This is a genomic window from Pseudomonas sp. H2_A10 (assembly GCF_054680085.1).
The window spans coordinates 1761667-1773681 of sequence record NZ_CP162821.1; the positions used below are offsets into that span (position 1 = coordinate 1761667).

At 53.3% G+C, this 12015-nt stretch carries 10 protein-coding genes and 1 other RNA gene; 6 read left to right on the plus strand and 5 right to left on the minus strand.

Going from position 1 to position 12015, the window contains the following annotated elements; all coding sequences use genetic code 11:
- Positions 1 to 451: 451 nt before the first annotated feature.
- On the minus strand, positions 452 to 2290 hold the full coding sequence (locus AB4O23_RS08130) for a serine/threonine protein kinase (protein WP_460105819.1): 1839 nt from the start codon (positions 2288 to 2290) through the stop codon (positions 452 to 454).
- Between the two features lie 232 nt (positions 2291 to 2522).
- Between AB4O23_RS08130 and AB4O23_RS08135 the strand changes: the two genes are divergently transcribed.
- A complete protein-coding gene (locus tag AB4O23_RS08135; RefSeq protein ID WP_460062835.1) occupies positions 2523 to 3734 on the plus strand; it encodes an Mbeg1-like protein in 1212 nt (403 codons plus the stop codon).
- Positions 3735 to 4068: 334 nt separating this feature from the next.
- Here the strand turns inward: AB4O23_RS08135 and AB4O23_RS08140 are convergent, their stop codons facing one another.
- Positions 4069 to 4401, minus strand: coding sequence for a hypothetical protein (locus AB4O23_RS08140; protein WP_338478528.1), 333 nt, complete (start codon positions 4399 to 4401; stop codon positions 4069 to 4071).
- Positions 4402 to 4938: 537 nt separating this feature from the next.
- Here AB4O23_RS08140 and AB4O23_RS08145 point away from each other — a divergent pair.
- The 5 genes from AB4O23_RS08145 to AB4O23_RS08165 all read left to right on the plus strand — a co-directional run bounded on the left by AB4O23_RS08145 (position 4939) and on the right by AB4O23_RS08165 (position 9521).
- Complete coding sequence (locus AB4O23_RS08145) at positions 4939 to 5475, plus strand: LasR-specific antiactivator QslA (protein ID WP_460062837.1); 537 nt, start codon at positions 4939 to 4941, stop codon at positions 5473 to 5475.
- Positions 5476 to 6544: 1069 nt separating this feature from the next.
- On the plus strand, positions 6545 to 7951 hold the full coding sequence (locus AB4O23_RS08150; RefSeq protein ID WP_460105822.1) for a YfjI family protein: 1407 nt from the start codon (positions 6545 to 6547) through the stop codon (positions 7949 to 7951).
- A complete protein-coding gene (locus tag AB4O23_RS08155; RefSeq protein WP_338478525.1) occupies positions 7938 to 8291 on the plus strand; it encodes a hypothetical protein in 354 nt (117 codons plus the stop codon). The genes AB4O23_RS08150 and AB4O23_RS08155 overlap by 14 nt, the downstream gene beginning before the upstream one ends.
- Positions 8275 to 9255, plus strand: a complete 981-nt coding sequence (locus AB4O23_RS08160; protein WP_338481137.1) for an integrase domain-containing protein — start codon at positions 8275 to 8277, stop codon at positions 9253 to 9255. Before AB4O23_RS08155 ends, AB4O23_RS08160 begins: the two co-directional genes overlap by 17 nt.
- Positions 9252 to 9521 (plus strand): hypothetical protein, encoded by a 270-nt coding sequence (locus AB4O23_RS08165; RefSeq protein ID WP_460062841.1) that lies wholly within the window; start codon positions 9252 to 9254, stop codon positions 9519 to 9521. Before AB4O23_RS08160 ends, AB4O23_RS08165 begins: the two co-directional genes overlap by 4 nt.
- Before the next feature lie 146 nt (positions 9522 to 9667).
- On the opposite strand, the gene AB4O23_RS08170 is transcribed toward AB4O23_RS08165, so the two are convergent.
- The 3 genes from AB4O23_RS08170 to AB4O23_RS08180 all read right to left on the minus strand — a co-directional run bounded on the left by AB4O23_RS08170 (position 9668) and on the right by AB4O23_RS08180 (position 11879).
- Entirely contained in the window at positions 9668 to 10924 is a 1257-nt protein-coding gene (locus tag AB4O23_RS08170) for an integrase domain-containing protein (RefSeq protein WP_460069918.1), read from the minus strand.
- A gap of 187 nt (positions 10925 to 11111) precedes the next feature.
- Positions 11112 to 11508: a transfer-messenger RNA gene (gene ssrA / locus AB4O23_RS08175) on the minus strand.
- A 92-nt stretch (positions 11509 to 11600) separates the two neighbouring features.
- The gene (locus AB4O23_RS08180; RefSeq protein ID WP_017528811.1) at positions 11601 to 11879 is read right to left on the minus strand and encodes a hypothetical protein; all 279 of its coding nucleotides are present in this window, start codon (positions 11877 to 11879) and stop codon (positions 11601 to 11603) included.
- Positions 11880 to 12015 lie beyond the last annotated feature (136 nt).

The window sequence follows — 12015 nt, forward strand, 5'->3', positions numbered from 1 at the left end:
TAGCTACGAGGTTGGTTTCCTGCACCAGACAGACGCTGATGGTGAAGCGAAATATGCTAGGTGGGCGCTTAAACCATTTTTTAATGGCGAGCAATTTGGTTTCTAGCATTAGTTTGGAAGATCCTACCATGATAATACTGTAGAGAAATCTATTATAGCTTTTGAAGTGTGACGGGTTAAGTTGAAGTTAATAATTGTTGCAAATGTTCATAACGATGTGTTTGATTATGTGAGCCGTTCTGCTACGACATTTCTGAAAATGACATCAACAATTTACTGTTGCCGTAAAAGATTCAGAGCGTAACCTTAGACGGTGACTGGTGAGTTTGGATAAAATTCACCAGTTGAGAACAATGGTATACTTAATGCCCCTGGCGTTGACCCATATCAAGCGATACGGTTTTAAATCAAAAAACAGTGATAGGAGGCTAACGGTCTACTCTTTATTAATTTATAGATCGCCCGCGTGCTCAAAGTCTATGAGATAGTTGTCTCCGATTACAGCGCGAGGTGTCATATAGGCTACACGACCAGCATTATCTTTTAACCTTACTGGCTTGCCAATCGATAAGTCTACAGCTCCTGGGGCCCCGCTGTTTCCAGAGAGTTCTTTCAAGTGGACATATAATCGATGAATACCCCCCTCAATTTCGTCATGCACGAATGCCAGCTCGCCCTTAAGACCCGCTAGGCTCACCCAAGATTCTCCGCATATCATTGATCTAGAACGAGGGTCTCCATTCAGTACAACTAATAAGTTTTCATCAGGCAGAGTCACTACCGTTGAGTTGAAAGAGCCATGAGCCACAAAAATCACTACATTCTTGAGCGTGGGAAGAGCTACTTCTACAATTCCATTCGCTGTCTTCGCTGCCGCTAAAGTAATACCTTCGCTATCAATGAAGCGCAAAGACACCCCACTCAACATATCGCCTTTCTCGTCATGAACCTTGATACGTACCAATTTGGGTTTGTGTTCAATTTTATGCGACGGAATTATTAGGGATAATGTTTCCGACAAGGCTTTCAATGTTGCTTCGGTCATTTCAGCCCTGAGCGTTTCGATCTTAATGGGTTCGTCTGCTCCATTTTCGATGAATTCATAACATTTTTTCCAAATGAGGTTAATAAAGCCTGCTTTATTTCGCCATTCAAGTATTATGCGCCCTTGCAGATTCACAGCTGGAAAGGATTCACAATTCAGATCAAGTATCAAAATTATAAAAGCCAGCCTATCTTGATCGGCCGGTACCTCTACCCTAAGCTCCAAAAATCCACACTTGGGGTTTTTGTTTATAGTGGTGGTGATTCCTAGTGACTTTTCTATTAGGTTTTTTAAATTAGACAATGGAGAGTTAAGATAGTCGGATAACCGATTCGTCAGTGATCGGATCGCTTCATCACGAACCTTTTGAGATTTAGCAGCACGCGCTCGAGAGTGCTGCCATTGCTCGATTGCAGCAATGTGCTCTTTGAAATCTATATTAATGGGCATAGAAATCTCAACTTTGGGAGCCAACCAGGCTCGAAGTTCCTCTCCAACTAGCTTCATGCTGGGTCGCCTTGAAGGCTCAAACGCCGTCGCCGAGGCGATCAAACGGTCGAGCTCAATGACACCCCTCTCTCCTGATAGATAGGAGCCTATCCTGAATGCGCTGTGATCGAGATCGTAACTGCCGGGTAATGGATAATGTTGGCCTGTTGCTATGACCCATAATGACTTTGCAAGCGAGAACACGTCTGCGCAACGCTCGTCGGCGTTTCCTGGATCGTTGAGCATTTCCGGGGCTAGGTAGTAGATAGGCCCAATCTTTCTGCCCCCGCCGGTGACCGCCTTCTTGCCCTGAAAGGTCGCTAGACCAAAATCACCGACAGCCCAGCCCCCGTCATAGAAGAAGAGGTTGTCAGGTTTGATGTCGCGATGAGAGACCTTCAACTGGTGCATTGCTGCTAGCGTTTCAGCGTAGGCGGCAAATGCCTGGACAACCGTGCGAAGCCCTGACCTATCGCTTAACTGGTCAGTTAACAGCTTGGTCAGGCCCATTACGAACCATTTCTGGCCTGGCTCATCAGGATCTACCTGTGATTCGAGAACAGGGAGCACGCCGGGTATGTCTGCACAGAGTCGCATGGACATTACTTCGTCATGAAAACGGTTTCTGGCTTTGGGCGAGTCATAACGCAATATTTTCATTGCGCCTTTTTGCTCTCCCTTTTGGGCAAGTCGAACGATTCCGTTCCCACCACTTCCGAGTTTTTTGGAGAGGCGCCACCCGCCGATCTCGTTCACTCCAACATCCTTGTTACCCGCCATTACGTCACACCACCTAGACAAAAATTGCAGTCTAGCAACATACCTTGTGCATGTGAGTACCCCGAGGGCGACTGAATCGCCTCGGATTCTCTAGGCACTTGCAAGCCCATGAGTTGTACCCCGCCAAAAGGTTGAGTTGTAGGCGGTTGCGGGGTATTTGAGATTCGAAGCGAGCAAGCTCGGAATGTTGAGCTAGCTTGATAGGCTAGTGACACGCCACGCCTACGAGAAAATCAACAGCCAGTACATCGGCAAGGAGCGCTTCATGCAGAATAATTGCTTGGCCAGAGATGTTGGGGCAACCACTATGCGTCATTCCGGGGGGGAAATGAGGAAAGCCATACTCGTTGCGTTAATCCTTTTCACAGTCGGCATTGGCGGGTGTAGTAGCAATAGATTCTCCCCTTTCCCAAAATTCGGTGGAAAAATTGAAGGGGTCGCGTGGTGCAGCTCGCGATACCTCGACATGGTAAACGAGTATCAGGTAATTAAGCCTAATGGGGAAGTTGCGAGAAAGCTTAAGTTGGCCAGCGACGGCTATATTTATGCTTTGGCCGCGACTTTGACACTCCAGAAGGAGAACGCCGACCAACAATATAATTTTGTGCGCCCTAGTGAGCTGGAGTTAATACCAGAACTGTCAGTTGATTCGTGGAATGGCTTTCAGGCCGAGACCTACAAGCTGAATAAAGGCAGCATAGGAAACAATGAGATGATCATTGCATTCCGTGGCTCAGACCAAATGTTTATCGATTATGTCTTCCAGAACTTTGGAATTTGGCAAGTGCAGAATAAACCGGCCAGAGAGTATGTACATAAAGCAGTGGCTTACAGAAATGCGCATTCGAGCGAGTTCGGACCCAAGGTTGTAGTTACCGGAAACTCCCTCGGCGGGGCGCTCGCCGTTCACGTAACAAATAATGCTGAAACGGGAGGTTTAATTACTGACGCCTGGGTATTTAATCCTAGCCCTCGCCCTGGTGTATCACCTCCCCCGAACGGTAATCCGAAAATTCGACTGCTTTCGACGTACTCTGAACAGCTAAATATGTTCAATCGAGACAAACTTGGCGCCCAGTCCCAGAACACCTACACAGATTTCAATTTGATTGAGAGCAGTGCCATCTACAATCATTACCGCTGGATTTTAGCGAGAGAAATTCTTTGGTATGCTGACTTTGGTTTATATATCGAATCTAATAAAAAAGCTGTTGATACACCTCCTTTGTTAATTCTTAAACAGCAGCACGTGAGAGATGCCAACTGTGAACTTACGGAGCCTAAAACCCAAGCGTTGCGGACGGCTTATAACAAAAAAGTAGAAGCTGCAAAGTCTGCGAGCAAGTCGCCTGATCCGGCACTCGGAATGATCGAAGCAAGTCAGTTGCAAGGGATCGATGCCAAAGTCCTGACCGAGTAGTTTTAGGGTATGACGTGTACACATGCCAGGGAGCGACCTTGAAAAGGTCATCCCAGGCAAACAAACGCTTTGGTTGTGAATAGCTAGGACAACCCACGAAGCGAAGCCGCGTGCTCCAAGCGGCGGTGTAGGCCGATTCCTGACCGTCGTAACTGTCAGCTAGTGGGGGGACTGGAAAGCATAGAGCATTGAGATTTTGGATAAAGTGATAGTGTTAAAGCACGTCCTCGATACGACGATCGTATCCTGAGTTTTGTGGCCTTAATGGACGAGAGCTGGTCGTTAGGGTGACCCGCGGTAACTGAAAGCGGTTTAATACCTTGTGAGAGGATGCTTACATTGATTTGACCGATACCAGCTCTACAAACCTGAATTTTTTTCGGGCCGTTTTAGTTGCTTCTTGCTCTGCAATTAAGGAGCTCAGCGTATCGGCCTCATGTACCATTTCGTGCATCTTGCCTTCAAATTCATTTCCAACCCGTAGCGTGACTCTCAGCCTGGGCGTGAAGCCTTTTGAGACTTTCTTTTTCTTCGCTGCCTTTACCGGTTGCACCATCACGACACCCGGGGCAGTGTCTTGCACGTATTTGTTAATTGAAGGCGCAGGGGACTCAGAATCACCGAATAGCGCCCGGCGCATCTCTTCTTCCGTCAATTCTGTATTCATACCATTTCTCAGAGGGTGTTATGTACCATCTCACTGATTCTATCAGCCTGGGCGGACTTTGCAGTAAATCGTCACAGAGTCTGTCATGAAGCGGTAGAGGGCCACCAACTACCAGCGAGCGTTAGCGTCTGGGCCAGCAGCCTTCGTTGGAATGTATATCTTATTGATACTGCCCGCTTGTGTTGTCGCGTCTTCACATTTACGCTTTGCTCCGTCGCGGTCAATCCCGTGGCCGGGTGTCAGAACCTGAATTGTTCGAGGCGCATAGCGCCATAGCCAGCGTTCAAGTGCTTAGAGAGGCTTAGCCGCTGCTTTTCTATGGCGGTCCGTGCGGGGCAGGCTTCGGCCTCGGTCGGTTCCCTCGGACGCCGGTTTCTGACCCCCGTACGGTCCGCCACCCAATTCGTGTCAGAACGGCTGGGTGGACGGCTCCTTAACTGTCCGAGGAGATAAGGAAAATGACCTGTCCCCCTTTTAAGCTCGTGCGCCACCCCGGTCAAATGGTCCAAGCTGCAAACGATCTCGGAGGATTCCGTGATGTTTGATCTTTCGCTTCTCATCGGCCTCCCCAAACCCAACCGCATCGATACTTCATCGCTTACCCCTGAAGATGCAGCGGTTAAACTGCGGCAGGCTGCCACTCTCCGGCTTAACGGAGCCCAGAGTATTCTGCTTCATTTTCCGCAAGACGTTGAGCTGGCAGTAGAGCTGTTAGATGACGCCGCCGTGTTGTACGACAAGGCATTCCGGAATTTAACTGGCATTCCAGCTCAAAGCTTTCATCAACAGATCCATGAGTATGTCTCTGTCCCCTCCGCTGAGGGGGCTCCCGCGATCCAAACCCCGTGGGGCGATGAGTTCGCTTCGGTAATCAAGGAGGGTGTTCGTTGCGCAGAGACTTGGCTTGAGGGCTCATCATTACCGTTATGGTGGGCGCTGTCTCAGAACCGAAAACGTCATCGTCTAGGTGATCCCCAAGAGGCATTTGAAGCAGGTTTTTTGTTGCGGTTGCAGCAGACGCTGATCATGCGACGTGAGGTCGTCACTTCCCAATCAACCCGCTTTGATGCCTGAGTCTGTAATTGACGTTTGAGATTTGCTTTTCCCGCTAAACCCTCTGATCAAGCGATCTTTGATCGCGCCGATCGGAGGGTTCACTCGCTTTTTCTCGAATCCGCTGCGTTCCACTCTCCATGCTCAAATTTAATTCACACCACGCCTGCTTTCACCATCAGTAATTCCCCGCGATTTCTATCGAGCGCAACATTATTCAGTGCGTGTGTTCGAATCCTTTCGTTGGGTATAGATGTAGGTATGGCGACAGCGGCGACGCCGGCGACAACCCAGGTATAACGTGGTCTGGAGCATGGCGACAGAAGTGGCGACAGTCGCCACTTTCTCAGCGCATTGGCTGTGACGCTTGACCGCCTTTTCGAGTGGGTATAAAAATTGGCGCACGGAACGCTTTCGTTGACAGCGCCTGCCCAGGTAGCCAGAACCTTTAAGGCTACGCCACTCGTGTGGTGGTTCTTCCCCAAGTGCGATTAGCGTCCGGCGGCTCGCACGGTCACTCCCCAAGAGTGATGGATGCCCACTCGACCAATCTGCCCACTGCGGCTGACGATGGACCTACCTCGCTGCATTGCAGCAACCTCACCCTTCGGCACTATTCGCTGCGCCAGACTGCGCCCGTCTCTTTCTCCTGGAAAGAGACGGGCGCTTGTACCACTGCTGCAAGCCACGTCGTACAGGGCACTGCCGCAACTCTCCTCGTGACAATCGGCCTGACAAATCCGATTCGTCGCCATCCGCAACGACACAGGCACCGGTGCCGCAGCCCATGGAAGTGCTGCACCTGACTGACAGTCAGGCATGCCCCAGGTGCCTAGGTCTTTGCCTTCTCCCTCCCAGGGTCTCTAGCTGCCGAACTCGTCAGTCGGCACAGCCTCCACCCGCCCGCATTTTCTGATGCGTCTAAGGAGGCCAGATTTATGGGTTCATGCCCTCGCTCCCGGTTGTAAGGAGCCGTTCGTTCCGCGTCAGTGAACACCTCACAGGCCGCAGGGGCCTTGATCCCTGATAACACTCAACAGCCGTGGCGGGAATACGTGAGGACAGTCAGCAATCACCGAGGAGAGGGCCCATGCAGCAGTTAGATCCGAAGCTTGAACTACCACGATCACCTCGACCGTTGATTGAGTCGAACCCCGTGCCCCAGCCTTATCCGGTGCAGGCACTGGGTGGGATTCTTGGGCCTGCGGTGGAGCGCATGGCCGAGGTCATCGGCGTGCCCAAAGCACTGGCCGCGCAATCAGTGTTGGCTGCCTCGGCGCTGGCCACTCAAGGTCATGCGGGCTTGCAGCTCGACGGGAGAAATTATCCCCTGTCGCTGTACCTGATCACGGTGGCCGCGTCAGGTGATCGCAAGACCGCCGCAGACCGATGTGCATTGCTGCCTGCACGGCAATGGGAGCGTGAACAGTGGCAGCGCTATCGCGAACAACTTGCCCGGTACCGTGCCGCACAGCGACAGGCGCAGCGTATCAAGCCTGGCGATCCTGAGCCCTCAAACGGAATGTCGCTCGAAGCGGAGCCCTCAGCCCCTAGACTGATCACCACCGACCCGACTATCGAGGCCCTGATCAAGGGGCTCTGTCATGACTTGCCCAGCATGGGGCTGTTCTGTGATGAGGGCGGACAATTTCTTGGCAGCAGTACCATGAGTCGGGATAACCGTTTGAAAGCGGTCACGACCTTGTCGTCACTCTGGGATGGCAGCCCGATAGATCGCGCGCGTTCCATGGTTGGTGAAAGCTTGCGAGCCTATGACCGACGCTTGAGCCTCCACCTGATGCTGCAACCGTATTTGGCCATGCAGTTACTCAGTGATCCGTTGCTGCAGGGGCAAGGCATTCTAGGGCGCTGCTTCATGACCTGGCCCACCAGTCTAGCCGGGCAACGTAGCTACCAGGCTGTCGACTTGTCCAAAGACGCTGCCCTTAAGCGCTATCATCATCGCCTTTCGGCTCTGTTTTATCAGCCTTGGTCACTTTCCGCTGACGGGGCCTTGCAACTGTCAAAGCTGAGCCTCAGTCCGCTGGCGCGTCGTCGCTGGATTGATTTGCATGATGCTATCGAAGCTCAACTGGGTGAGTTTGGCGAGCTGGTCAGCGTGCGGCCCAGCGGTTCGAAGGCCGCCGACAACCTGTTGCGCGTCGCCGGCATTTTGGCCGTTGTGGAGGAGAGCAGTGTCGTGGAGGTCGACCATATCCAGCGGGCCTCGGCCTTAGTTGGATACTACCTCACCGAGATCCAGCGCCTGACCGAGCAGGAACCGGTGTGCAGGGTAAAAGAAGAGGCGGACCGGCTGTTGCGCTGGCTGCAGGTCAAGGAGTGGACGCGCTTCAGTATTCGAGAGCTGAATCGCAACGGTCCCCGCTTTGCCCGCAAGAGCAGTCGTCATGCCGCGAAGCTGCTGGTCGAGTTGATTGATCATCAGTGGTTGATCTCCGACGGCCACACCTTCGAGGTGCGCCATGTTCAATCTTGATGAAGCGCTGCGCAACCATCTGGCTCAACGCCAAAAGGAGCCGAAAGTGCGATTTGTCGCCGGTACTGTCGCCACTTTGTCGCCACGCTCAAAGGCAGGCAATGCAAGGGTTGTCGCCGGCGTCGCCGGTGTCGCCACCCTCCATAGAACTATCACCTCGACGACTTCCATTATCCAATGGTTGGAAGAGCAGGGCGCGCATCTTTACGTCACCGACAACACGCTGTGTTTTCGCCCGACTGATTGGGCTCAGTTCGCGATTGTAAGTGCGCACTGGCGAGCCCTTTTGCATGATCTCGCAGCAGCCGATCAGGAACAGAAAAATGGCTCGGGTCGGTAAGCGAGCAGGGCGCAATTTCGGCTTCGGTCGCCAGCTCAGCTATGCCGGACTGCAAGCACTGAAAGACCTGTTTGGCGACGGCCATTTTGCTACCGTCAAAGCCCATAGTGATCGCTGGCAGGCCTTCGTGCGTTGGTGTCTATCCGAGGAAGGGCCGAGGCTCAATGATGCGCGACAGATCGACCGCGAAGTCCTAATGCGGTACGCCGTCCACGTGCGGGAGCAGGTTGATCAGGGCAACGTCGGCATTGCCACCGCGCAGAACCGACTGTCCAGCGTGAACCGAACGATGGCTGCGCTGCGCGGTGATCAATACGTCAAAATTCCGAGTCCGAGCAAGGCGCTTGGCTTGCAGCGCTCAAGCGTGCGTAGTGAGGCGCCACAAGGCCAAGACCGTGTGCAGGTCAAGCTGATTGCGCAAGCGCTGTCAGAGCGACAGCAACTGAGGGTGAGTGCCATCTTGCTCCTCGCTCGGGAGACCGGCATGCGCCTACGTGAAGCGATCTTGGCGGACTTGCCCCGGCTGCAACGTGAGGCTCGGCAACTGGGCAAGATCAATATCCAGGACGGCACCAAAGGCGGTCGATCAGGCGCATCGGCACCGCGTTGGATTGCGGTCACGGATCTAGTTCGTGGCGCCCTCGACAGGGCCAGCGAGGCCTCACCCAAGGGCAGTCGGAATCTGTTAACACCTGATGAAAGCTACAAAGATTTCTTACAGACAATCGTACGACCGGCGCGGGACATCATGCATGAGCATGGATTGAAAGGCTTTCATGAACTGCGGGCGGCTTACGCCTGTGAGCGCTATGAACAACTGACCGGCTTCTCCGCGCCCATCAATGGCGGTCGTGGTCAACGAGAGGATCGAGCACTCGATCAGCGTGCACGTCAGCAGATCAGCCACGAGTTGGGGCATAACCGCATCGACGTGGTGAGTGCCTACATCGGAGGTCGTCTATGAAGTCCGAGTTCGATATGGCGTTGTTTCTGAGCCCCGTGCTCAAAGGTGCGCATGCCACGCGGCAGCGGCATATCAGGCAGGCAGAAAGGATGCACGAGGCGATTCGTGAGCGCTGGAGTTTTGCGACCCCTTGGTCCTGGAAGGAAAAGCACACCAGATGGTTTTTAGAGCACTACCTGCGTTGCTCAGCACCAGCGACCATCTATTACTATGAGTTAACAGCAGGGCTGATCCGCCGCAGAAAGGCGCAACTCGTGGTTGTCTGATAGATCTTTAAGCGTGAGCCCCTAAGTATGGGAATGCGGAGCCTTCCCATACTTAGGGGCTTGGCCGAAGAAGCGCAGGAATGCGGCTGATTTAGCGACAGTCGCCACTTCAGTCGCCCTGCTGCACGGCACGAATTGTCGCCTGCTCAGCGTATCGGCAAGACGTTACGGTCCCTTGTTTGATTGATGGCGGATGCCGACAGGCTGCCGGTGGCTGCCTTCTGGATATGTTCACTCCACCAGGCCATCATCGGACGCCGGCGTTCGATGTAATCCGCCCGGTTGTAGGCGCTTCGAACTTCGTCTTTATCGACATGCGCCAGCGCGACTTCGATTAGCTCCGGATCCCATCCATGCTCATTCAGAATTGTGCTGGCCATGGAGCGCATGCCGTGGCTGACTAAGCGGTCCTGAAAGCCCATTCGTTTCAATGCCATGTTGGCTGTCTGGCTATTCGCGTGGGTGCGCGGATTTCTATCTGACGGGAACACATATTCCCTGTGGCCGCTATGGGGCTTAAGCGTCTCCAATAACGAGAGTGCATGTTCGGTCAGCGGGATTGTGTGCGGACGACGCTTTTTCATTCGCTCCGGAGGGATGGTCCAGATGCGTTTTTCGAAGTCTATGTCTTCCCATCGGGTAGTCGCCGCTTCGGCAGGGCGGGTCATAGTGTGTAGCTGCCATTCGATCAGGCAGCGGGTTGTCCGCTTGATGCTGGCGTTCGCGATTTCCATCATGAGCTCCGGAAGCTCATCTGGTGGTAGCGCTGCCATGTTCTCTTTCTTAGGTTTTTTGAACACCGCTCGAATGCCGCTGAGAGGGTTGGCAAAGATCATTCCGGAATTGACCCCGTAGGTCATGATCTCGTTAAGGCGCTGGCTCACTCGCTTAACTGTCTCGAGGCTGCCTTTGACCTCAATCGGACGAAGGAGCTTGATGACCATTGGGGCGCTGACTTCGGAGAGAGGCGTTGATTTCATGCTCGGAAAAACATGCAGTGTGAGGGAGCGCCAAATGTCTTCGGCATACGCCGGCGTGACGGAATCCTTCTTCAGCTCGAACCAGGCGGTGGCCACGTTCTCGAAGGTGTGTTCCGTTTCCGCTCGTTTGGCTTCCTGTAGCTCATTGCGCTGAGCTTTTGGATCGATGCCCTGTGCAAGCAGCTCTCTAGCCTCAACGGTTTTCTTCCTCGCTTGCGCAAGAGAAACCTCGGGATAAGAGCCGAGTGCCATGTTGATTCGATTTTTGGTGACGGGATGCCGGTAGTTGAAATTCCACTGCATCGAGCGATTGACCCTAACTCGCAGCTGGAGCCCGTCGCCATCGGTGAGGACGTAATCCTTGTCTTTCGGTTTGACCGCCTTGAGCTGGCGGTCGGAGAGGCGGGTGGTTTGAGCGCACATGAGAAGTACTCCATGACACCTTTTGGTATTCCCAAGATTAGCGCCGGGTAGCCGGGAATACCATTGGGAATACCAAATCACCTGGAACTCAAAAAACCTCGAAAGCCCCCAATAGCCCTGTAAGCCGCGTATTTACTGGATTTCAGGCACAAAAAAAGACGTCCGTGGACGTCTTTAGATGTTGAAGTGGTGGAGCCGGGGGGATTTGAACCCCCGTCCGCCAGTACTCCGCTGTCGGTACTACATGCTTAGCCGTGTCTATTAAGTTAACCCTCAGCGACCCGACTGGCAGGGTGCTTTGGGCGAGTTGTGTAAGTTTTAGCCGCTTCGTCCACAACGTACTGCACGGCGATTCTGTTCTATATGACAATCACTTTGGGTTTACAGACATCCCCTGGTGATTGCTGGACCCGAAGGTACCAGAAGCTCAGGTCTAAGGCTGCTTACGCAGCGATAGCGAATTCCTGGCCGTAGTTTTCGTCATTGGCAACTATAAGTAGTTGCAACAGTGGATTTACGAGTTCTGTTACCAACTCGGCATGCACCTAAAGTTTCGCGACCGGCGTCGAATCCTAAACGGCCCCGTGCTTGTAACTCGTTGTTTCCAGTGAGTGACAAGCCTGTGCAGTGTACGCCAAATGCTCACGGAAGGCCAACCCGTAGGTTGGCCCATCGTTTACTGACCGCCTTTCTCGTTGTTCTGCAAATCTTGCAGGGCTTTGGACGTGATCTCGATGCACTTCTTGTCGTCACCGGCGGCGTGGGCGGCTTTGGCCTGGGAGACGGCGGTGTCGATTTCGCCGCTTTTGCCCGTGGTGTCGGTCGCGAGCAGCGCCTTGCCGTTGTTGATTTTATCCAGGTTGATCTTGCACAGATCGGGCTCGCCCGCCGCGAAAACAGGGGAGGCCAGCATTGCCGCGGTAATGAACAAGCCAGCAAGAGCGGAACGCTTCATAGGGTATCTCCTTGCGCAAAAGGGCTCGACGCTGCTGGCGTTCAAGTGCTGCCAGCGACATCACTGATGGGCCTCGTTCGCCGAGGCCTATGCAGATGACTGCGCCGGAGCGCAGGGGTTCTGTTTTTTTGCAGGA